Raw genomic sequence first — 20,468 nt, forward strand, 5'->3', positions numbered from 1 at the left:
TTGATTTTATGCAAAGAAAGCCGGCCGCCATCAAGGCAATTCCGCCGCCCCCATGCGGCGCAGGATGACACCCGTGCGCCGGTTCAGATAGCCCGTATCGCGGTGACGGTCATAAAAGCGGGGGTTCGGCAGCATCACGGCCAGTTTCGCTGCCTGGCCGGCGCTCAGGCCCGCCGCGCTGACATGGTAATAGTGACGCGCGGCCGCTTCGGCACCAAAGATGCCCGTGCCAAACTCCACCACATTCAAATAAATTTCAAAGATGCGCTGCTTGTCCATCAGGCTTTCCAGCATATACGTGATGATCAGCTCCTGGCCCTTGCGCACATAGCTGCGCGAACCGGAGAGGAACAGATTCTTCGCCAACTGCTGCGTGATGGTCGAGCCGCCCGCCACGACCTTTTGCTTTTTATTATTTTTTTCGTACGCCTTTTGCAGGGCTTCCCAGTCCACCCCTTCGTGCTCGGAGAAATTCGCATCTTCCGAGGCGATGATGGCCCGTTTCAGGTTGTTCGAGATGCGGTTGTACGGCACCCACGTCTGCTTGATCGTGGCATTCGGATTCTTGTCCTGCAAGACAGACAACTGTTCGCGCATGAAGGCCGTGCTGGACGGATTGTGGTCAATCCACCACCAGATTTGCAGGAAGAAATACAGTTGCACGACGATGAAGGCCAGGATAGGCACGATGAACAGCCACTTGATCCAGCCGTAGCGGCTGGTGCTACCACCTTTGCGCGCGCCCTTCTTGCCGCCGCTCACAGGCTGCCCCGCAATTGCGCCAGCAAATCCTGCGTCTGCGGCCGCACGCCGCGCCACACATCAAATGCTTCGGCCGCCTGCTCCACCAGCATGCCCAGGCCGTCGCGCACCTGCGCGCCATGCTGCGCTGCAAAGTCCATGAAGACGGTGGGCTGGGCGCCATACATCATGTCCAGCGCCAGGGTGTGGCTGCCGAAGATACCCGGCGGCACGGGCGGCAAGTCGCCCGCCAGGCTGGCCGAAGTGGCATTGATGACGATATCGAAGACGCCGTCTGGCTGCGCGAAGCCGCCGGCGCGCAGCTGACCGGGGTGCGCCAGCGCGTCGGCAAACTGCGCTACCAGCGCCTCGGCCGTGGCCACGGTGCGGTTGGCAATGAACACTTCCTGCGGTCCCTGTTCCAGCAAGGGCAGCACCACGCCGCGCGCCGCGCCGCCCGCGCCCAGCAGCAGGACGCGCTTGCCGGCGATGGCCACGCCCGCGTTGCGCACGATGTCGGCCACCAGGCCCGCGCCATCGGTATTGTCTCCAAGAATGGTGTCGGCATCAAAACGCAGGGTATTGACGGCGCCGGCGGCCCTAGCCCGCGGCGTCAGGACGGTGGCCAGCGCACACGCATCGAGCTTAAAGGGCACTGTCACATTCGCGCCCTTGCCGCCCTCGGCGGCAAAGGTACGGGCCGCCAGGGCAAAGCCATCGAGCGGCGCCAACCGGCGTTCGTAGACGATGGGCTCGCCCGTCTGCAGGGCAAACGCGGCGTGGATCAGGGGGGACTTGCTGTGGGCGATGGGATTGCCGAAGACGCAATATTGATCGGGATTAATATTTTGCTTGCTCAATTGCTGCCGCCAGTCAGGTTAGCTTCCATTTTTTCTTCGCGGGTAAATTTGAAACGGGTGATGACAACCCACAGGTCATCTTTATCACTCGACAACATATTCGGTGGGAAACGGCCGAAGGGCGCCGCACGGCGCACGATGGCCAGGGCGGCCGCATCCAGTGCCGCGTTGCCCGAGCTTTTCTCCACGCGGGCGCCGCCTTCCTTCTGGTAAATCGTGCCGTCCTGGAAGATGGGAATGTACACGACCAGTTCGCCATACATCTTGCGGCCATTCTTTTGCGGGAAATTCAGGGTGCCGATTTCCTCGATGCGCTTTTGCAAGGTCTTGTAATACATGGCATAGCCGACTTCCTGCGTGCTGGGTGTAATGAAGGTCTTGCGGGGACGCTTGTTCTGGTCTTCCACGGTTTGGCTGATCTCGGCCGCCATGCGCGCGATGGCCTTGCTGCTTTCCATCAAGTCCGAGCCGGATGCCAGGGGATTGGGCTTGTCCTTTTCCATGACGGGCGCGGCGCTGTAAGGCGTCGGCTTGGCCGCCTGCGTCAGCAATTCCTGCTGTTTTTGTTCCAGTTCGGCAATGCGCCGAGCCTTGGCCTTGACGCTGTCGCCCTCTTCCACCTTGCGCATGTCGGGCAAGGGCGACTTGGCGCGGCCCTTGTCGGCTTGTCCACCACCATCGAGGTTGGCTTGCGCCAGGGCATCGGCCTTCAGCGGTTTATTGGCATGCTTGGCGTTGACCAGGATCACTTCCAGGCCGGGATCCGTGGCCACGGCCCGCTGCGGGGCCGGGGCGACAAAATGCATCGCCAGCAAGGCGCCGTGCGCCAGCAGCGATACCGCCACGGCAATCATCAGGAAACGATACTCTCGGAAAGACTTCACGCGCAACCCAGTTCCTTACAACACAAGATACAAGATGGCTGAATTCTACGTCAAAGGGCGGTGCCGGCAACAGTTTTCAGCACCGCCTTGATGACCTGACTGGCGCCTTACTTGACCTCGGGTTCGCTGACCACGTCTTCGCTGGCCAGTTCCGCCACTTCCGCATCGGCGTCGCTGACCTGGTTTGCCGCTTCCGGCGATGCTTCAGCCGTCACGTCGCCATCTTCAGGGGACGCATCGCCCGCCTCTTCCTCGTAGTCCAGCTCGGCATCAGCCGCCGCATCCGGCACGGTGGCAATTTCCAGCAGGCGCGCTTCGATGCTCAGGTCGACTTCATCCCAGCGCAGCAAGTCCAGTTTCACCTGAGCGCCGCGCGCCACCGCTGGCATGCCTGGCAGCTTGATGACCAGCGGAATGTCGACCAGGCGCAGGATTTCGTCTTTCAGCACGACGGCATCGACCTGGCGCGCATTTTCCTGGTGCAGCCAGCGCAAGCACCAATAGCGTTCCATGTTCGACTGGAAATCGCCATACGCGGCATACGCGGCATCAAACGCCGAGACGATGGCGAACAGGTTCGCATCACGCGGCTTGAACGGCGCCACCAGCGGCGCCGTCACGCCATGCTCGGCGCAAGCGATGATTTGCCACTGGTTCACCAGGTCCGTGTAGCGGCGCAAGGGCGAGGTGCTCCACGCGTATTGGTCCACGCCCAGGCCCTGGTGAGGCGCCGCATGGGTGACCATGCGCACCTGCATCTTTGCCGCCCAGCTATTGCCACTGCCGCCACCCTGACTGCGATAGATGCCGGGCACGCCATGGTCGTGCAACATCTTGCCCCAGGTACTGTTGGCAAAGATCATCAGTTCGGCGACGATCTTGTCGAGCGGCGCGCCACGCTTGCGGCGCGCCACGCTGACGATGTCGTTTTCTACATAGAAGTTGAAATCGACGCGGTTGTTCTGTTCCGGCTTCAGGCCGAACGCTTCGCGCTTCTTCATGCGGCCCTGCTCCAGCTGCTGCGCCCATTGCCACAGCACGGCAAAATCGGCCTTGTGCGGGTACTCGCCTTCGCCACTGGCCAGGGTTTCCTCGTTGACCACGTCATCTAACTGGTTATGCCGCAAATTGCTGGCAATCGGCACCAGTTCGGCGCGCGTCTGCGTACTGACCACGGCCCAGTCGGCTTTCGGGTCCAGCGTGGCGTACAGCGACAGTGCCGGACACGTCGTGCCTTCCGCGAGCGTGAAAGCATTCACGATTTCGTCCGGCAGCATGGTGATCTTGTCGCCCGGCATGTAGACGGTCGACATGCGCTGACGCGCCATCTTGTCGATCACGTCTTCCGGGCGGATGCCCAGGCCCGGCGCAGCGATGTGAATACCTACTTTCACGGTGCCATCTGGCAGCGGCTGCACCGAGAAGGCATCGTCGATCTCGGTCGTGGTGACGTCGTCGATCGAGAAGGCGGCCACATCCGCCAGCGGCAGCTTGGCCGTCACGGCGGGTACGGGCACGCTCGGGAAACCGGCACCTTTCGGGAAATTCTCGAAAAGGAATTTCGACAGGTGCAAGTCTTTCGGCGAAGCAATACCACCCACGGCCAGCATCAAACGCGGCGGCGTCGTGTGCAATTCCGTGCACGCCGCTTCCAGCGCCTTGTATTCGATGGTGTTCTTGTCGGGCTTGAACAGCAATTGCAGCACCATGGGCTGCATCGAGGCAGGCAAGCGGTTCTGTTTCAGCTCTTCCACATACGCTGCTTGCACCAGCGCCTGCTGCTTTTTCTTTTCGATGCCAGCCAGCGCCGCCTTCAACGACGCTTCCGGCGCCGCCTTGTAGCGGCCACGGCCCTTCTTGTAGAAATACACGGGCGCCGAATGCAGGGCCAGGATCAGGCCGGCCGCTTCCGGCGGCAACGGGGCGTGGCCGAAATACTCGGTGCCCAGCTCGGCAAAGCCGAACTCGTCTTCGCCCGCCACTTCCCACAGGAAATCGAGGTCGATCTCGGCGGCAATGCTCTTGGCCTGTTCCAGCAGCTCGGCCGGGGCCGGCTTTTCATACTGCAGCAGCACATCCTTGACCTTGACCTTGGTGCGCTTGCCACTGGCCATTTCCACTTGATACGCTTCACCCGCTTGCGACAGGACCGTGCCGACCTTGAAATCGCCGGATTCTTCAAAAAATAGATTCATTGTTATGCTTTGTTTATTAATGTGTCGGTTGCAACGGAACGAGTGAGTGACGTCAACTCGAGCACCGCCGGCAAAAATACTTCTGTTACCAGCAGCAAGCCCTGGTGACGCTGATACAGGCAGCGGCGGGCAAAAAACAGCGCCTGCTCGTCGGCGCGCTGCCCTTCCCGTGCCAGCGCCGCCTGCGCCCGCTGTACCAGCGGGTGCCCGGCGCGCAAGCGGGCAAATTCAAGGGTACCGCGTCGCACCATGCGGTCGCCAAACAGGGTCGTGCCCAGCGAACGCTCGCCCAGCGCGGAAAACAGGGGCCAGTCCGTGGCCGTCGCCTGCATGGGCACGACGGTATGGCCAAACACGGCCGGTTTATTATCACAACGCAATAGCACTTCGCGCTCCCATACCCGGCCCGCACGGTGCAAACCGATGATGGCCGCCTCGTCGCTCAGGCAACGCGCCGTTTCCTGATGCAAACATTGCACGCGAAATGCCCGGCTATGCGCTTTCAGCTTGGCCGTCAGCGAACCGCCGCCCGTCAGCCAGTGGCGCAGGGCCAGTGGCGCATTGATGGCGTTGACGTGCGCATGCCATTGCGCCTGGCGCAGCGAACCCGGCCTCACCGGGCGGCGTCCGCATCGATGCCGCAAAAGGCCAGCACGGGCGCCAGGTATGTGGCAAATTCGCTGATGCCATGGTCGCTGCCGTCGATGACGCACTGTTGCGCCCCCTGATAATGCGCCAGCATGTCGCGGTAGTCGAGCACTTCATCACCGGTAGCGGCAATCAGGAAGTAACGTTGCGGCTCAGTAATTTTCTCTACGGCAAACGTGCGCAGCTCATCGATATATTCGCGCTTGAACTCGAATGGCTGGTCCGAATGAAACTCGGTCGTCACACCCACATGCTGCTCCAGGTCGATCAGCGGCACGACGGCGGGATTGAGCAGCACGGCGCGGCAACCGAGTTGCTCGGCCAGCCAAGTGGCGTAATAGCCGCCCAAGGACGAGCCGATGATCGTCAGTTCGGCCGGCGCCACGTCCTTGACCAGCGACAAGGCCAGCTCAGTGGCCAGCTTGGGCGAGGCCGGCAATTGCGGGCACAGCCACTCTGCTTCGCGGCCCAGCGCCTGCATCTGCGCGGCCAGCAGGCGCGACTTCATCGACAGGGGTGACGAGCGGAATCCATGCAGGTACAAAATCATCGGCCCAGCGCCTCCAGCAATTTCTGGTGCACGCCGCCAAAGCCGCCGTTGCTCATGACGACGATCTGGTCGCCGGGACGGGCGCTGGCGACCACGGCAGCCACCAGCGTATCGAGGTCTTCATAGGCGCTGGCAATCTTGCCCAGCGGCGCCAGCGCGTCGCCCAGGCTCCAGCCCAGCGCGGCATGGCTGCCGAAACCGAAGACCAGGTCGGCGTCCTTCAGGCTGCCAGGCAGCGCATCTTTCATGGCGCCCAGCTTCATGGTGTTCGAACGCGGTTCCAGTACGGCCAGGATGCGGGCGCTGCGGCCGATCTTTTGCCGCAAGCCGCCCACCGTGGTGGCAATGGCCGTCGGGTGATGGGCGAAATCGTCGTACACGGTAATGTCGTTGACCACACCGCGCACTTCCATGCGCCGCTTGACGCTGTCAAACGTGGCCAGCGCCGCGCACGCCTGGGCTATGGGCACGCCCACGTGGCGCGCGGCGGCGATGGCCGCCAGCGCATTGCTGCGGTTGTGCTTGCCCGTGAGCCCCCACGCCACATGGCCTTCCTGCTGGCCATTGAAATATACGTCGAAGCTGCCATCGGCCTGCTCTTGGAGTTGCCAGTTGGCATCCTGTCCAAAACTTTCCTTTTCACTCCAGCAACCGCGGGCCAGCACGCGCTGCAGCGACGCTTCGTCGCCATTGAACACCAGCCGGCCAATGCCGGGCACGGTGCGCACCAGATGGTGAAATTGCGTCTCGATCGCGTGCAGATCGGGGAAGATGTCGGCGTGATCATATTCCAGATTATTCATGATGGCCGTCTTCGCGTGGTAATGCACGAACTTGCTGCGCTTGTCGAAGAAGGCCGTATCGTATTCATCGGCTTCGATGACGAAGAAGTCCGACTCGGCGCTCTTGCCGTCGATCTTGCCGGACAGGCGGGCGGAAATGCCAAAGTTCATCGGCACGCCGCCGATCAGGAAGCCCGGCGCGTAGCCCGCGTCTTCGAGTATCCAGGCCAGCATGGCCGAGGTTGTCGTCTTGCCATGCGTGCCAGCCACGGCCAGCACCCACTTGTTGCGCAAGATATGTTCGCCGATCCACTGCGGACCCGAGACATACGGCAGGCTGCGGTTGAGGATTTCTTCCACCAGCGGATTGCCGCGCGAGACCACATTGCCAATCACATACAAATCCGGGTTCAGCTGGGTTTGTTCCGGATCAAAACCCTGGATCAGTTCGATTCCCTGCGATTCCAGCTGGGTGCTCATCGGCGGATACACGTTGGCATCGCAACCAGTGACTTTATGACCGGCTTCCTTGGCCAGCACGGCCAGGCCGCCCATGAAGGTACCGCAAATGCCGAGAATATGAATATGCATGTGATCAGTGCGAAAGGTGCACGCTTAAGTAAGTAAGACGGTGAGAAAAAGAGAGCAAGTGTGGGATTTTACCTGACGCCATGACTTTTTCCGCTTCGGAGTATCATCTCGCTCATGACGAACGATGCATTTGACGATAGCGCGCAGTTGCGCCTGGAAATCGCCGCCGCTGCCGCGCGCCTCGTGGCGCAGGATGGCGCCGACTATGGCAGTGCCAAGCGCAAGGCGGCGCGGCAAGTCCTCGGCGAGGCCCCCAGCCCGTCCAACGTACTGCCTGACAACGACATGATCGAGGAACAGCTGCGGCAATACAATGCCCTGTTCCTGGCCGACAGCCAGCCGGCACGCCTGTTCCAGCTGCGCACGATAGCGCTGCAGGTCATGGAAGCGTTGCAACAATTTCATCCCCTGCTCAGCGGCCCCGTGCTCAATGGCACGGCCGGCCCGCACGACGAGATCTATTTGCAGCTGTTTGCCGAGAGCGCCAAGGAAATCCACATCTTCCTGCTGAATAAAAATGTCGTGCTCGACATGTCGGAAAGCCCGCATTTCAAGGGAGCGCGTTATGATGCGGTCGAGACAGCCAGTTTCTTGTGGAAAAACGAAGGCGTGCACGCGGCCATGTATGAGCTCGACGATATGCGCGGCGCGCTGAAAGCCAAGGCGGATGGCAAAGTGCTGCGCACCGACATCGCGGGGCTGCGCAGCCTGCTGGCCGCCAGTCTCGCCGATGGCGTGCCGGCTGCCGACTAACATTGATATAGATAAAGTTATGACAAAAAAGAATTGGATCGCCTGCGCCATCGTGGCGCTGATGTTTGGCGGCATGGGCGCTTACGTGGGCATGCATAAAGAGAAAGAAAAAGCGGGACCGCTGACGACCACCATCGCGCCCGGCGCGACAGGCCCCGTGAATGAACTGTATGCACTGTCGCTGCCGGACGCAGCGGGCGCCACGCAAGCCTTGTCGCAATGGAAAGGCAAGAATGTGCTGGTCAATTTCTGGGCGCCGTGGTGCCCGCCTTGCGTGGAAGAAATGCCGGAGTTATCCGAAGTGCAAGGCCACTACGCGGCGAAAAACCTGCAAGTGATCGGCATCGGCATCGATTCGGCCAGCAATATTGCCACTTTTGCCAGCAAGTTCAAGATCGCCTATCCTGTGTATGTTTCCGGTCTGAGCGGCACCGACCTGTCGCGTCATTTTGGCAATGCCACGGGCGGTTTGCCCTTTACGGTGCTGATCGGCGCCGATGGCGAAGTCAAAAAGACCTATCTGGGCCGCTTGAAATTTGATCAGTTGCGCGCCGATCTGGATAAATTGTAAATTCGGAGCGTGCTTTTTTCTCTTGCCAATGCGTATCTTTGGCGGCAAAATGCGGAACTTTCGCTAAAACGGTCTTCCATACATGGCAAAAAACCTCCTTCTGCTCAACGGTCCCAACCTGAATTTGCTGGGAACGCGCGAGCCTGAGGTCTACGGCGCCAGCACCTTGGCCGATATCGAGCAGGCAGCAATGGCGCAAGCCATGGCGGCCGGTGCCGACCTGGTCTGCTTTCAAAGCAACCATGAAGGCGCGCTGATCGACCGCATCCATGCCGCGCGAGCGGAAGGGATCGATGCCATCGTCATCAATCCGGGCGGCCTGACCCATACCAGCGTTGCCTTGCGCGATGCGCTGGCCGGGGTCGCCATCCCGTTCGTGGAAGTGCATATCTCGAATATTTATCAACGCGAAACGTTTCGACATCACTCATTTCTCAGCGCGATCGCGCAGGGGACGATCTGCGGGCTAGGTATTGATGGATATCGGCTTGCCATCGACTTTGCGCTTAAAAAACGTTAATCTACGCGATCTGCACGCATTTAGCGCGGCGATAGGTTCTGGACATCACCGCATCACTCATAAAACAAACTACATTCCTAGGGGTTTTACATGGATCTACGAAAACTCAAGACCTTGATCGACCTGGTCGCCGAATCGGATATCGCAGAGCTGGAAGTTACCGAAGGCGAAAGCAAGGTTCGCATCGTCAAATCGTCGGCCATGCCGCAAAACCAGATGGTCATGATGCAGCCGCAAGGCATGCAAGCCCACTACCAGCAAGCCGCGCCAGCCGCCGCTCCCGCTGCGGCAGCTGCCGTCGTGGTGGCCGCCGAGCCAACGGGCTATGTGGTCAAGTCGCCGATGGTCGGTACCTTCTACCGCTCCTCCGCTCCTGGCAGCGCAGCCTATGTTGAAGTGGGCTCGGCCGTCAAGGAAGGTGACACCCTGTGCATCATCGAAGCGATGAAGCTCCTGAATGAAATCGACTCCGATAAAGCCGGTGTCGTGACCCAGATCCTGGTCGAAAACGGCCAACCGGTCGAATTCGGTCAACCCTTGTTTGTGATCGGCTAAAACCCAGTCCACACGGCCGGCAACGGCCGTTTGCAGTTTTAGCCCCTCACACTTGTTGTTTCGCCGGCTCGCCGGCTCTCACAGACATACGCGAACCTACCATGTTTGAAAAAATCCTGATTGCCAACCGTGGTGAAATTGCCCTCCGTATTCAGCGCGCCTGCCGCGAAATGGGCATTAAAACGGTTGTAGTCCACTCCGAAGCCGACAAGGACGCGAAATACGTCAAGCTGGCCGACGAATCCGTTTGTATCGGCCCTGCACAGTCGTCCCTGAGCTATCTGAACATGCCCGCCATCATCAGCGCCGCTGAAGTGACGGATGCACAAGCGATTCACCCAGGCTATGGCTTCCTGTCGGAAAACGCCGACTTTGCCGAACGCGTCGAGAAATCGGGCTTCGTCTTCATCGGCCCCCGCTCCGAATCGATCCGTTTGATGGGCGACAAAGTGTCGGCCAAGCAAACCATGATCAAGGCTGGCGTACCGTGCGTCCCCGGCTCGGAAGGCGCGTTGCCGGACGATCCGAAAGCGATCGTGCAAATTGCCCGCAAGGTCGGCTACCCGGTCATCATCAAGGCTGCCGGCGGCGGTGGCGGACGCGGCATGCGCGTGGTGCACACGGAAGCTGCCCTGATCAACGCCGTGGCGATGACCAAGACGGAAGCCGGCACGGCTTTCGGCAACCCTGAAGTGTATATGGAGAAGTACCTGGAAAATCCGCGCCACGTGGAAATCCAGATCCTTGCCGACGAACACAAGAACGCCGTCTGGCTGGGCGAGCGCGACTGCTCCATGCAGCGCCGCCACCAGAAAGTCATCGAAGAAGCGCCAGCGCCGGGCATCCCGCGCAAGCTGATCGAGAAAATTGGCGACCGTTGCGCCGAAGCCTGCCGCAAGATCGGCTACCGCGGCGCCGGCACGTTTGAATTCCTGTACGAAAACGGCGAGTTCTATTTCATTGAAATGAATACCCGCGTGCAAGTCGAGCATCCCGTCACCGAGATGATCACCGGCATCGACATCGTGCAAGAACAGATCCGCATCGCCGCCGGCGAAAAACTGCGTTTCCGCCAGCGCGACGTCTTGCTGTCGGGCCACGCCATCGAGTGCCGCATCAATGCCGAAGATCCCTTCAAGTTCACGCCATCGCCAGGCAAGATCGTGTCGTGGCATGCACCGGGCGGCCCTGGCATCCGCGTCGACTCGCACGCCTACGCCGGCTACTACGTGCCGCCGCACTACGACTCGATGATCGGCAAAGTGATCGCTTACGGCGCCACGCGCGAGCAAGCGATCCGCCGCATGCAGATCGCCCTGTCCGAAATGGTGGTCGAAGGCATCAACACGAATATCGCCCTGCACCGCGAACTGATGATCGATGCGCGCTTCATCGAAGGCGGCACCAACATTCACTATCTGGAACAGAAACTGGCCGACATGCCGGATCTGGGCAAGAACCTGAATGGCGGCAGCCCCAGCATCGCCAAGAAATCCGAAATCAAGGCGGGCGCATGAGCTGGACGGAAATCGTCATCGAAATCGCCCGTGACAACGCCGAGGCGATGTCCGACGCGTTGATGGAAGCGGGTGCCCTGTCGGTCTCGGTGGAAGACGCCGATGAAGGCACGGATGCCGAGCAGCCCCTGTTTGGCGAGCCGGGCATGGAACCGAAGGAAGCGGCGTGGGAACGCAGCCGCGTGGTGGCGCTGACCGACGTCGACGCCGACCAGGGCGCCATCGTGGCCGCCGCCGCCCAGGCGGTCGGCATGGCGGAAGTTCCCGCCTTTACCATGCGCCCCGTGGAAGAGCAGGATTGGGTGCGCCTGACCCAGTCGCAATTCGCGCCGATTCACATTGGCAAGAATATCTGGGTCGTGCCCAGCTGGCACGAGGCACCGGATCCTGCTGGCCTGATCCTGGAACTGGACCCCGGCCTGGCCTTCGGCACGGGCAGCCATCCGACCACGCGCCTGTGCATGGAATGGCTGGAAGCCAATCCTGCCCCAGGCAAGAGTGTGCTCGACTACGGTTGCGGCTCCGGCATCCTGGCCATGGTGGCCAAGAAACTCGGCGCGCAAACAGTGGTCGGCGTCGATATCGACCCGCAAGCCATCGAATCGGCTGGCGAGAATGCCGAACGCAACCAGTGCGAGATCGAATATTTCTTGCCAGATACGTTTGCCACTTCGGCACACGCCACGGCCAAGTTTGACATCGTCGTCGCCAACATCCTGTCGAGCCCATTGAAGCTGATGGCGCCGATGCTGTCGGGCAGAGTTGCCGACGGCGGCGCCCTGATCCTGTCCGGCGTGCTGGCACGCCAGGCCGAAGAAGTGGCTGCTGCCTACGCACCATTCATCGAACTGGGTGTCTGGGCCGAGCAAGATGGCTGGGTGGCCCTGCATGGCCGCCTGGGCAGCACGCAAGCGCCTGCGCCCCGCGCGGAAGGTGCATAAGCGCAGCAATGGCCCTCGCCACCAAATGCCCCCATTGCAACACGATATTTCGGGTCGCTGCTGACCAGTTGAAGTTACGTGGGGGCATCGTACGCTGTGGCACGTGCAGGGAAGTGTTTGACGGCAATGCCGCGCTGGTCGATCCAGCTGCCGCATCGCCGTTTTTAACGTCTGGCCCTGGCGCTGGCGCTCCGCTGTCGACCAGTTACCCGGCCGACAACAGCCTGCCGTCCGCCACGGACGACGAACCCATTTATTCCCTCGACTTCGACACCTCGTTCGACCCGTTCGGCATCTTGCCCGAAACGGCGCAGCTCAAGGACGATGCAGACGATGGCGAACACCTCGAGCTGGACCTCGACGTCAGCCTGCCAGCCGAGGTACCGGCCGACGCACCGCTCGAACTACCTGCAGCAACTGCGCCAGAGGCACCCGAACCGCCCTTGCCCCAGCCGATGGCGCCCTTCAAGCGCCGCCAGGTCGATGACGCGCCCGCCTTCGCCACGTATTTGCGCGACAGCCGCCGCGAACCGAACCTGGAAACGGTGGCAGGCCCGGCAACCCCAACCGACAAAGTCAGCCTGGACAAGCCCCTGCCGGCTGCGCTTGCTGCTGCCAGCCCCGCGCGCCGGGAACCCACGCTGGCCGACAATGCCTTCACGCCGCTGCCTGCCCCCCCCGTAGAGCCGGATCCAGCCGAGGAGCAGGAGGAGCCAGTCCTGCCGCCAGCCGACGACGAGCCTGCCTTCGTCACTCAGGGCCGGCGCCGCGAACAGAGCGGCAAGGCTTTGCGCGTGGCCATGGCCGCCGGCTCGGTAGTACTGCTGCTTTTGTTATTCCTGCAAGTGATGACCACCTTCCGCAATCCGCTGGCGGCACAATTCCCGCAGTGGAAGCCGACGCTGGTCGCGCTGTGCAAGCTCAGTGGCTGCCAGGTCGACTTGCCGGCGCAGATCGAGGCGCTGGCCATCGAACAGGGTGAATTGCAAACCCTCAAGGAACAGACCTTTTCCTACGTCTCGCTGCTGCGCAACCAGAGCCGCAGCGTGCAAGCCTGGCCCAGCATCGAACTGATACTCAACGATGCCAACGACAAGCCGCTCTTGCGCCGCGTGATCGCGCCGCGCGACTACCTGCCGGCCAATATCGACGTGAGCAAGGGGTTTGCGCCGCGCTCGGAACAAACCATCAAACTGTACTTTGCATTAGACCAGCTCACGGCGTCTGGCTACCATATCGCCATCTTTTACCCTTAACCGACACTATCATGACCAAAACATCGCTGATCTGCGGCTCGCTCGCCACCGACACCATCATGCAATTCCCCGGCCGCTTCGGCGAATCCCTGCTGGCCGACCAGTTGCACAAGGTAAACGTCTCCTTCCTCGTGCCCACCATGCGCACGGAGTTCGGTGGCTGCTCGGGCAACATCGCCTACAGCCTGAAAATGCTGGGCGGCGACCCACGCATCGTCGGCGTCATGGGGCAAGATAGCGCCGCCTACCTGGAACGCCTGCAAAAGCTGGGCATTTCCACCGCCAACATCCTGATCAAGGCCGACAGCTACAACGCACAGTGCTTCGTCACGGCCGATGCGGACAATAACCAGATCAATGCCTTCCACCCGGGCGCCATGTCGTTTGCGCATGAAAACCCGATCGCCAATGCGGGTCCGGCCAAGGTCGCCATCATTTCGCCGGACGGCGACCAAGGCATGCTCAAGCACGCCGCCGACCTGGCCGAACTGGGCATCCCCTTCATGTTCGACCCAGGCCAGCAGTTGCCACGTTTCAATGGCGAACAGTTGATCGACTTCATCAACAAAGCCACGTACGTGTCGGCCAACGACTATGAAATGGAAATGTTGATGGAGCGCACTGGCTTGACCCTGCCGGACATCGCCAGCCGTTTGGAAGCGCTGATCGTCACGCGCGGCGAAAAAGGTTCGGAAATTTATACGGACGGCAAGCGCATCGACATTCCTGTCGTGGTCGCCAAGGAAGTGCTGGACCCGACCGGTTGCGGCGACGCCTACCGTGCTGGCTTGCTGTTCGGCATCACAAACGACCTGGGCTGGGAAACCAGCGGCCGCCTGGCCAGCCTGCTGGGCGCGATTAAAATCGCCACGCAGGGCGCGCAAAACCATGTGTTTACGCCGGCCAGCATCGCCGAGCAGTTTGAGGCAGCGTTCGGCTACCGCTATTAATATGTAGGTCGTAGGTCGGATTAGCGGGGCGCAGCCACGCGTAATCCGACAACATCATTGGCATCGCGGGTGATGTCGGGTTACGCTACGCTAACCCGACCTACGCCACCATCACCGTCATCGCAGCACAATAATCATCCCCACCAGCACTTGCGCGATCTGCAACAGGATCAGCGCCACCAGCAGCGACAGGTCCAGGCTGCCGACCAACGGCACGACCTTGCGGATAGGACGCAGCAGCGGCTCGTTCAGGGCGCGTACAAACGGCGCCAGCGGCGCATGCGGGTTGACCCAGCTGAAGATGGCTTCGATGATCAGCAAGGCCATGAAACCGTAGAGTATCCATTGCAAGAAGCGTTGCAGCGACTTGAACAGCACCACTTCGACGGGAGCGCGGGAAATGAACAGCACCGAGCTGGCCAGCAGCACGATCAGGAAGGCGCCGATCAGGCTGGCCCAGTCATACCCGCCCACGCCCGGCACCACGCGGCGCAGGGGGCGCACCAGCCAGTCGGACAATTGAAACGTGAATTGCGCCACCGACGAGGGAGGCCGCACGCGCACCGCCTGCATCCAGAAGCGCAGCAGCAGCACGCCGCCCAGCAAGGTGGCAATGGTATCAACGACCAATGTAAGGATAACGATCAGCACGACTAATTCTCCAAAAAAAAACCGCTGTGTGATTGAGTCACACAGCGGCGTGTTGCCTCATCCAGGCACCCGTATCGTTGGAATTACGATGGGCGGGTGCTGGTTGGGAATGGCCAGGCTGCAGCCGGTGCCAACACGGTTTTTGCTACAGGTGCGATAGGTGCCGATGGCTTGGCGACAGGAGCTGCCTTCTTCGGTGCGGCCTTTTTAGGCGCGGCCTTCTTGGCGGCTGGCTTGGCTGCCACGGCGGCTGGTGCCGCTGGAGCTGATGCCGGCGCTGCTGCTGCCACGACTGGCGCTGCGGCTGGCTTGGCGGCAGGTTTCGCTGCTGCTTTCGCTGCCGGCTTGGCTGCCGCTTTTGCTGCTGGCTTCGCTGCTACCTTGGCCGCTGGCTTCGCTGCAGGTTTCGCTGCAGGTTTCGCTGCTGCTTTGGCTGCTGGCTTGGCTGCGACTTTTGCTGCTGGCTTGGCTGCCACCTTGGCTGCCGGCTTCGCTGCAACTTTGGCCACTGGCTTGGCTGCCACTTTCGCTGCCGGCTTCGCTGCTACCTTGGCCGCTGGCTTGGCTGCCGCTTTTGCTGCTGGCTTCGCTGCGGCTTTGGCGGCGGGCTTGGCTGCTGCCTTGGCGACGACTTTTTTCGCTGCTGGCTTGGCTGCCGCTTTGGCGGCCGGTTTCGCTGCTGCCTTGGCTGCAGGTTTCGCTGCGGCTTTTTTCACTGCTGGCTTGGCTGCTGCTTTTGCTGCTGGCTTGGCTGCGGCTTTTGCCATTGGCTTGGCTGCTGCTTTGGCGGCCGGCTTGGCTGCTGCCTTGGCGACGACTTTTTTCGCCGCTGGCTTGGCTGCTGCCTTGGCGGCAGGTTTCGCTGCAGCTTTTTTCACTGCTGGCTTGGCTGCTGGCTTGGCTGCTGCCTTGGCCGCTGGTTTTGCTGCGGCTTTTGCTGCTGGCTTGGCGACCGGTTTGGCTGCGGCTTTTTTCGCTACAGGCTTGGATGCTGCCTTGGCAGCTGGTTTCGCTGCGACTTTCGCTGCAGGTTTCGCTGCGACTTTCGCTGCTGGCTTGGCTGCCGGTTTTGCTGCTGCCTTGGCCGCTGGTTTCGCTGCGGCTTTCGCTACTGGCTTGGCAGCCACTTTTGCTGCAGGCTTGGCTGCGACTTTGGCGACTGGTTTGGCGGCTGGTTTGGCTGCGGCTTTGGCAGCTGGTTTAGCGGCAACCGTCTTGGCTGCGGCTGCCGGCTTCTTCGCGGCAGGAGCAGCCTTGGCGGCTGGTTTCTTTACTTCTGATTTCTTAGCGGCTGTTGCCATTTGTCTCTCCTTCATCTGAGATGAGAAATTTAAGCTACAAGATTTAAACCCGTCCGACCCACCACAGGGATAGGCCAGGCGAATTATTCATCGGCACAAACGGTCGTTTGCGCTAATGAATTCGGCACCAGCTGAACTGCTGCAACTCCTCACGTTTGCAGCACTTCAGCCATCGTCGGTGCCACCCTGCTTTATCTCGCAGCTGGTGGCAAAGTCTGAATTCGGTCATTCGTTTTCGATGCCGTGCGTTTTTTCGCTCCTCGCATCGCGCTCGCCACAACACCGATACGTCAAATAAAAAACCGCCATGCCTGAAAAAATTCGGGCACGGCGGCAGACGAAAACGGTGTGGTTTTGTGCATATCCGTGTAAATCTGTATCCCTGTTTTGCGAGGTTTTTTCGCTACCGCGCTGGTTACAAAACCCCGCATTCTAACGCTCGCATTTGCAATCTCATAAAGTACACGAAAACCTTGTCAATGCGCAACCGGCACGACACGTTTTCGCGGCCTTTTTTGCACGATACGCGTGCTATCGCACAATCGCATGCCAAATGCCGCCGCCAGCGTGTCCGGAAACGATATTTACTACCTGTCGCGCGCGCATTGGCACCATCAAAAAAATGCGTCGCGGCGCGCGCGATGCGGAGAAAAAATGGCCGCACTTTTCTGCGTCGCCGCATGCAATTCGCATGCGCCGCCGCGCCACTGCGCGCCATGAAGAAACGGCGCAAAAAAGCGCCGTAGGCGATGCCGCAACCTGTCTCCAGACGGATGCCGGCAGGCTGAAAAAAACAGACAAGGCTAACGCGTCTCTGCGGAAGACGCTGGCCGGGAGAGCGCCAGGGCCGTATCGATGAAGGCGCGAAGTTTTGGCTGGCTCTGGGTACGGGCAGGAAAATACAGGAACAATCCGCTCGTCGGCGGCACGTAGCTTTGAAGGACCCGCAGCAAGCTGCCGACTGCCAGATCACCTTCGATTTCCACGTCCGGCATATACGCCAGGCCCAGACCCGAGCGGGCGAAATCGGCGATCAGCGTGGTGTCGTTGACGACCAGGGGCGCGCCGGTTTCCACCAGAAATTCTTCGCCATCGCGCACGAAGCGCCAGCGGTGCAAGGCGCCGGAAGTGTGAAAGCGGTAGGCCAGCGTGTCGTGGCGCATCAGGTCCTCCGGAATCAGCGGCCGCCCCTTCCGCTCGAAGTAGCTAGGCGCGCCAACCACGGACCAGCGCAAGTCCCCCGTCAGGCGCACCGCCACCATCTCCTGCTCCACGGACTGTCCCAGGCGGATGCCAGCGTCGTAACCCTGCGCCAGCAGATCGACCGCGCCATCGTCGAGCGACAGGTCGATGGTCACGTCAGGATAGCTGCTGCGAAAACGCGGTATCAATGCGCGCATGACCAGCGCGCCCAGCGCGCGCGGCACCGTCAGCCGCAGATGGCCGGCGGGCCGGTCGCGAAACATGCTCAGCGCGGCGAAGGCGTCATCGATCTGCCGGGTGGCGCCGGCCAGACTGGCGTACAGGCCCGCGCCGGCCTCGGTGAAGGCGACATTGCGCGTATTGCGCTTGAAGAGCAGCACGCCATGCTGCCGTTCCATCACCTTGACCGCCTTGCTGACGGCCGTCACCGTTACGCCAAGCTGCAGCGCCGCTGCGCTGAAACTTTTCCGCTCGGCGACCGCGAGAAAGGTACGGATGCCATCGAGAGAGTTATTTTTCATGCGGGATCATGCGCCAATAATGAACCTGAAGTTTAAAGCCTATCACCCTGGCTGTACTATTTCTCTGCAATTGAACGCCATATGATGGTCGCTCCCTACCTCTCCCCCCGAAAGGAAGCACCATGTCTATCCTCATGCCGGCAATCGTCGGCGACTACTTTACCGCCGAAAACCATCACGATAGCGACGCCGTGGCGCAGTGCTTCGCAGCCGATGGCGTCGTGCATGACGAAGGCCATGCGCACGCGGGCCATGCCGCCATCAAGGCCTGGAAAGAAGCTGGCAGCAAGCAGTACGGCGCCACCGTCAGCCCCACCTCGGCCGACATGCAGGGCGCGCGCTGCCTGGTCACCGGCAGCGTCAGTGGCAGCTTCCCCGGCAGCCCACTGGCACTGCGCTTTACCTTCACGCTCGCCAACGATCATATCCAGACCCTGGAGATCAGCGCATGAATACCGATTTCAAGGACAAGCGCGTGCTGATCACGGGCGGCACGAAGGGCATGGGCGCGGCGACGCTGAAACTGATGTTCGAGCGCGGCGCGCGCGTGGCGACCACGGCACGCGCCGCCACCGGCAGCTTGCCGGCCGGCGTGCATTTCATTGCGGCCGACCTGCGTACCCGCGCAGGAACCGACACAGTGATCCAGGAAGCGCTGGCCAGCCTGGGCGGGGTCGATATCCTGATCAATAACGTGGGCGGCTCGACGGCCGCCGGGGGCGGCGCGCTGGCCCTGGACGACGATGCCTGGGAAGACGCGCTCAATGGCAACCTGCTTGCCGCCGTGCGCCTCGACCGCGCCCTGCTGCCGGCGATGGTGGCGCGCCAGTACGGCGTGATCATCCACATCTCGTCGATCCAGCGCAGCCTGCCGCTGTACGATTCGACGCTGGCGTATGCGGCCGCCAAGGCTGCGCTGAGCAACTACAGCAAGGGGCTGTCGAAGGAATTCGGTCCGCAGGGCATCCGCATCAATACCGTCTCGCCGGGCTTCATCGAAACCACGGCGGCCCACGCGATGATACGGCGCGGGGCCGAACACGCCGGCATCAGCGAAGACGCGGCCCGCCAGAAGCTGATGCAGACGCTGGGCGGCATTCCCATCGGCCGCCCGGGCAAGCCGGAAGAAGTGGCCGAACTGGTCGCCTTTCTGGCCTCGGACCGCGCCGCGTCGATCCACGGCGCCGAGTATGTGATCGATGGCGGCACCATCCCGACCGTGTGAGCCCGGTGCAACAAGCTTTCCACATAGCAAAAGGCCCCGCATCTGCGAGGCCTTTGTTACATGACTTGTGACGCTATCGGCTGGCTTATTCCCAGTTCAGCGCACCACCCGTTTGGTACTCGGTCACGCGCGTTTCGAAGAAGTTGCGTTCCTTCTTCATGTCGATCATCTCGCTCATCCATGGGAAGGGATTTTCTTCCTGGGCGAACAACGGCTCGATGCCGATCTGCTGCGCGCGGCGGTTGGCGATGAAGCGCAAATAGCCCTTGAACATCGGCGCGTTCAGACCCAGCACGCCGCGCGGCATGGTGTCTTCCGCGTACGCGTATTCCAGTTCCACGGCCTGCAGGAACAATACTTTAATCTCTTCGCGGAATTCGGCCGTCCACAGCAGCGGATTTTCCATCTTGATCGTGTTGATCAAGTCGATACCGAAGTTGCAGTGCATCGATTCGTCGCGCAGGATGTACTGGTACTGCTCGGCAGCGCCCATCATCTTGTTCTGGCGGCCCAGCGCCAGGATCTGCGTGAAGCCGACGTAGAAGAACAGGCCTTCCATCAGGCAGGCAAACACGATCAGGGATTTCAGCAGCTTCTGGTCGTTTTCCACCGTGCCGGTGACAAACGCCGGGTCGGTCAGCGTGTTGATGAACGGGATCAGGAATTCATCCTTGTCGCGGATCGACTTGACTTCGTTGTAGGCGTTGAAGATCTCGCCTTCATCAAGGCCCAGCGACTCGACGATGTACTGGTAGGCGTGCGTGTGGATCGCTTCCTCGAACGCCTGGCGCAGCAGGTACTGGCGGCATTCCGGCGCCGTGATGTGGCGATACGTGCCCAGCACGATGTTGTTGGCGGCCAGCGAGTCGGCCGTCACGAAGAAGCCCAGGTTGCGCTTGACCAGGCGGCGCTCGTCGTCCGTGAGGCCGTTCGGGTTTTTCCACAGCTCGATATCGCGCTGCATGTTCACTTCCTGCGGCATCCAGTGGTTGGCGCAACCGGCCAGGTATTTGTCCCACGCCCACTTGTACTTGAACGGCACCAGCTGGTTGACGTCCGTCTTGCCGTTGATGATGCGCTTGTCGTCGGCATTCACGCGGCGCGCCACTTGCTCGGCGTTCGCTTCGGACGGCTCGGCACCTGCCGGCAGGTTCAATTCGGTATTTCCCAGTGGCGCTTGCTGCGCCGGACGCGGCACAGCTGCCGACGTGGTTTCATCATCCCAAGACAACGACATATTCTTCTTCCTTTCC

21 protein-coding genes are annotated in these 20,468 nt (G+C 61.1%); 11 read left to right on the top strand and 10 right to left on the bottom strand.

Annotation, left to right across the window (positions count from 1 at the left end):
• Positions 1 to 30: 30 nt before the first annotated feature.
• The 7 genes from mtgA to mpl form a co-directional block, all read right to left on the bottom strand.
• Complete coding sequence (gene mtgA, locus ACQ4WL_RS06015; protein ID WP_436509099.1) at positions 31 to 777, bottom strand: monofunctional biosynthetic peptidoglycan transglycosylase; 747 nt, start codon at positions 775 to 777, stop codon at positions 31 to 33.
• A complete protein-coding gene (gene aroE / locus ACQ4WL_RS06020) occupies positions 759 to 1,601 on the bottom strand; it encodes a shikimate dehydrogenase (protein ID WP_436508726.1) in 843 nt (280 codons plus the stop codon). Before aroE ends, mtgA begins: the two co-directional genes overlap by 19 nt.
• On the bottom strand, positions 1,598 to 2,455 hold the full coding sequence (locus tag ACQ4WL_RS06025) for a TonB family protein (protein ID WP_436509100.1): 858 nt from the start codon (positions 2,453 to 2,455) through the stop codon (positions 1,598 to 1,600). Before ACQ4WL_RS06025 ends, aroE begins: the two co-directional genes overlap by 4 nt.
• A gap of 137 nt (positions 2,456 to 2,592) precedes the next feature.
• A complete protein-coding gene (locus ACQ4WL_RS06030; RefSeq protein ID WP_436508727.1) occupies positions 2,593 to 4,680 on the bottom strand; it encodes an RNB domain-containing ribonuclease in 2,088 nt (695 codons plus the stop codon).
• A 2-nt stretch (positions 4,681 to 4,682) separates the two neighbouring features.
• A complete protein-coding gene (locus tag ACQ4WL_RS06035) occupies positions 4,683 to 5,297 on the bottom strand; it encodes a chorismate--pyruvate lyase family protein (protein ID WP_436508728.1) in 615 nt (204 codons plus the stop codon).
• The gene (locus tag ACQ4WL_RS06040) at positions 5,294 to 5,878 is read right to left on the bottom strand and encodes a YqiA/YcfP family alpha/beta fold hydrolase (RefSeq protein WP_436508730.1); all 585 of its coding nucleotides are present in this window, start codon (positions 5,876 to 5,878) and stop codon (positions 5,294 to 5,296) included. The genes ACQ4WL_RS06035 and ACQ4WL_RS06040 overlap by 4 nt, the downstream gene beginning before the upstream one ends.
• Positions 5,875 to 7,251, bottom strand: coding sequence for a UDP-N-acetylmuramate:L-alanyl-gamma-D-glutamyl-meso-diaminopimelate ligase (gene mpl / locus ACQ4WL_RS06045; RefSeq protein WP_436508731.1), 1,377 nt, complete (start codon positions 7,249 to 7,251; stop codon positions 5,875 to 5,877). Before mpl ends, ACQ4WL_RS06040 begins: the two co-directional genes overlap by 4 nt.
• A gap of 114 nt (positions 7,252 to 7,365) precedes the next feature.
• Between mpl and ACQ4WL_RS06050 the strand changes: the two genes are divergently transcribed.
• The 8 genes from ACQ4WL_RS06050 (at position 7,366) to ACQ4WL_RS06085 (ending at position 14,314) form a co-directional block, all read left to right on the top strand.
• Complete coding sequence (locus tag ACQ4WL_RS06050; protein ID WP_436508732.1) at positions 7,366 to 8,004, top strand: hypothetical protein; 639 nt, start codon at positions 7,366 to 7,368, stop codon at positions 8,002 to 8,004.
• Positions 8,005 to 8,023: 19 nt separating this feature from the next.
• A complete protein-coding gene (locus tag ACQ4WL_RS06055; RefSeq protein ID WP_436508733.1) occupies positions 8,024 to 8,575 on the top strand; it encodes a TlpA family protein disulfide reductase in 552 nt (183 codons plus the stop codon).
• Positions 8,576 to 8,657: 82 nt separating this feature from the next.
• On the top strand, positions 8,658 to 9,095 hold the full coding sequence (gene aroQ / locus ACQ4WL_RS06060; protein ID WP_101482773.1) for a type II 3-dehydroquinate dehydratase: 438 nt from the start codon (positions 8,658 to 8,660) through the stop codon (positions 9,093 to 9,095).
• A 90-nt stretch (positions 9,096 to 9,185) separates the two neighbouring features.
• The gene (accB, locus tag ACQ4WL_RS06065) at positions 9,186 to 9,650 is read left to right on the top strand and encodes an acetyl-CoA carboxylase biotin carboxyl carrier protein (protein WP_436508734.1); all 465 of its coding nucleotides are present in this window, start codon (positions 9,186 to 9,188) and stop codon (positions 9,648 to 9,650) included.
• Positions 9,651 to 9,751: 101 nt separating this feature from the next.
• On the top strand, positions 9,752 to 11,167 hold the full coding sequence (gene accC / locus ACQ4WL_RS06070) for an acetyl-CoA carboxylase biotin carboxylase subunit (protein WP_101482775.1): 1,416 nt from the start codon (positions 9,752 to 9,754) through the stop codon (positions 11,165 to 11,167).
• Positions 11,164 to 12,108 (top strand): 50S ribosomal protein L11 methyltransferase, encoded by a 945-nt coding sequence (gene prmA / locus ACQ4WL_RS06075; RefSeq protein WP_436508735.1) that lies wholly within the window; start codon positions 11,164 to 11,166, stop codon positions 12,106 to 12,108. Before accC ends, prmA begins: the two co-directional genes overlap by 4 nt.
• Positions 12,109 to 12,116: 8 nt before the next feature.
• Entirely contained in the window at positions 12,117 to 13,364 is a 1,248-nt protein-coding gene (locus tag ACQ4WL_RS06080; protein WP_436508737.1) for a DUF3426 domain-containing protein, read from the top strand.
• An 11-nt stretch (positions 13,365 to 13,375) separates the two neighbouring features.
• On the top strand, positions 13,376 to 14,314 hold the full coding sequence (locus tag ACQ4WL_RS06085) for a carbohydrate kinase family protein (protein WP_436508739.1): 939 nt from the start codon (positions 13,376 to 13,378) through the stop codon (positions 14,312 to 14,314).
• Positions 14,315 to 14,431: 117 nt separating this feature from the next.
• On the opposite strand, the gene ACQ4WL_RS06090 is transcribed toward ACQ4WL_RS06085, so the two are convergent.
• Positions 14,432 to 14,965, bottom strand: a complete 534-nt coding sequence (locus tag ACQ4WL_RS06090; RefSeq protein WP_436508741.1) for a YggT family protein — start codon at positions 14,963 to 14,965, stop codon at positions 14,432 to 14,434.
• A gap of 268 nt (positions 14,966 to 15,233) precedes the next feature.
• Here ACQ4WL_RS06090 and ACQ4WL_RS06095 point away from each other — a divergent pair, with 268 nt between their 5' ends.
• The gene (locus tag ACQ4WL_RS06095) at positions 15,234 to 16,169 is read left to right on the top strand and encodes a hypothetical protein (protein ID WP_436508742.1); all 936 of its coding nucleotides are present in this window, start codon (positions 15,234 to 15,236) and stop codon (positions 16,167 to 16,169) included.
• Positions 16,170 to 17,069: 900 nt separating this feature from the next.
• Here ACQ4WL_RS06095 and ACQ4WL_RS06100 read toward each other — a convergent pair.
• Positions 17,070 to 17,990, bottom strand: a complete 921-nt coding sequence (locus ACQ4WL_RS06100; protein ID WP_436508744.1) for a LysR family transcriptional regulator — start codon at positions 17,988 to 17,990, stop codon at positions 17,070 to 17,072.
• 122 nt (positions 17,991 to 18,112) lie between these two features.
• Here ACQ4WL_RS06100 and ACQ4WL_RS06105 point away from each other — a divergent pair, with 122 nt between their 5' ends.
• Complete coding sequence (locus ACQ4WL_RS06105) at positions 18,113 to 18,442, top strand: nuclear transport factor 2 family protein (RefSeq protein ID WP_436508746.1); 330 nt, start codon at positions 18,113 to 18,115, stop codon at positions 18,440 to 18,442.
• The gene (locus ACQ4WL_RS06110; RefSeq protein ID WP_436508748.1) at positions 18,439 to 19,215 is read left to right on the top strand and encodes an SDR family oxidoreductase; all 777 of its coding nucleotides are present in this window, start codon (positions 18,439 to 18,441) and stop codon (positions 19,213 to 19,215) included. The genes ACQ4WL_RS06105 and ACQ4WL_RS06110 overlap by 4 nt, the downstream gene beginning before the upstream one ends.
• A gap of 85 nt (positions 19,216 to 19,300) precedes the next feature.
• On the opposite strand, the gene ACQ4WL_RS06115 is transcribed toward ACQ4WL_RS06110, so the two are convergent.
• A complete protein-coding gene (locus tag ACQ4WL_RS06115; RefSeq protein WP_436508749.1) occupies positions 19,301 to 20,452 on the bottom strand; it encodes a ribonucleotide-diphosphate reductase subunit beta in 1,152 nt (383 codons plus the stop codon).
• Positions 20,453 to 20,468: the final 16 nt, after the last annotated feature.

The sequence above is a fragment of the Janthinobacterium kochi genome (assembly GCF_051380715.1).
GTDB lineage: Bacteria > Pseudomonadota > Gammaproteobacteria > Burkholderiales > Burkholderiaceae_D > Janthinobacterium.

What these genes read in the sequence shown, in the direction of transcription:
- ACQ4WL_RS06030 (WP_436508727.1), bottom strand. Translation starts at nt 4,680, where the DNA reads ATGAATCTATTTTTTGAAGAATCCGGCGATTTCAAGGTCGGCACGGTC.
- ACQ4WL_RS06115 (WP_436508749.1), bottom strand. Translation starts at nt 20,452, where the DNA reads ATGTCGTTGTCTTGGGATGATGAAACCACGTCGGCAGCTGTGCCGCGT.
- ACQ4WL_RS06110 (WP_436508748.1), top strand. Translation starts at nt 18,439, where the DNA reads ATGAATACCGATTTCAAGGACAAGCGCGTGCTGATCACGGGCGGCACG.
- ACQ4WL_RS06055 (WP_436508733.1), top strand. Translation starts at nt 8,024, where the DNA reads ATGACAAAAAAGAATTGGATCGCCTGCGCCATCGTGGCGCTGATGTTT.
- ACQ4WL_RS06080 (WP_436508737.1), top strand. Translation starts at nt 12,117, where the DNA reads ATGGCCCTCGCCACCAAATGCCCCCATTGCAACACGATATTTCGGGTC.
- prmA (WP_436508735.1), top strand. Translation starts at nt 11,164, where the DNA reads ATGAGCTGGACGGAAATCGTCATCGAAATCGCCCGTGACAACGCCGAG.
- ACQ4WL_RS06025 (WP_436509100.1), bottom strand. Translation starts at nt 2,455, where the DNA reads ATGATTGCCGTGGCGGTATCGCTGCTGGCGCACGGCGCCTTGCTGGCG.
- aroQ (WP_101482773.1), top strand. Translation starts at nt 8,658, where the DNA reads ATGGCAAAAAACCTCCTTCTGCTCAACGGTCCCAACCTGAATTTGCTG.
- ACQ4WL_RS06050 (WP_436508732.1), top strand. Translation starts at nt 7,366, where the DNA reads ATGACGAACGATGCATTTGACGATAGCGCGCAGTTGCGCCTGGAAATC.
- ACQ4WL_RS06100 (WP_436508744.1), bottom strand. Translation starts at nt 17,990, where the DNA reads ATGAAAAATAACTCTCTCGATGGCATCCGTACCTTTCTCGCGGTCGCC.
- mpl (WP_436508731.1), bottom strand. Translation starts at nt 7,251, where the DNA reads ATGCATATTCATATTCTCGGCATTTGCGGTACCTTCATGGGCGGCCTG.
- ACQ4WL_RS06040 (WP_436508730.1), bottom strand. Translation starts at nt 5,878, where the DNA reads ATGATTTTGTACCTGCATGGATTCCGCTCGTCACCCCTGTCGATGAAG.
- ACQ4WL_RS06105 (WP_436508746.1), top strand. Translation starts at nt 18,113, where the DNA reads ATGTCTATCCTCATGCCGGCAATCGTCGGCGACTACTTTACCGCCGAA.
- accB (WP_436508734.1), top strand. Translation starts at nt 9,186, where the DNA reads ATGGATCTACGAAAACTCAAGACCTTGATCGACCTGGTCGCCGAATCG.
- accC (WP_101482775.1), top strand. Translation starts at nt 9,752, where the DNA reads ATGTTTGAAAAAATCCTGATTGCCAACCGTGGTGAAATTGCCCTCCGT.
- ACQ4WL_RS06085 (WP_436508739.1), top strand. Translation starts at nt 13,376, where the DNA reads ATGACCAAAACATCGCTGATCTGCGGCTCGCTCGCCACCGACACCATC.
- ACQ4WL_RS06095 (WP_436508742.1), top strand. Translation starts at nt 15,234, where the DNA reads ATGCCGGCGCTGCTGCTGCCACGACTGGCGCTGCGGCTGGCTTGGCGG.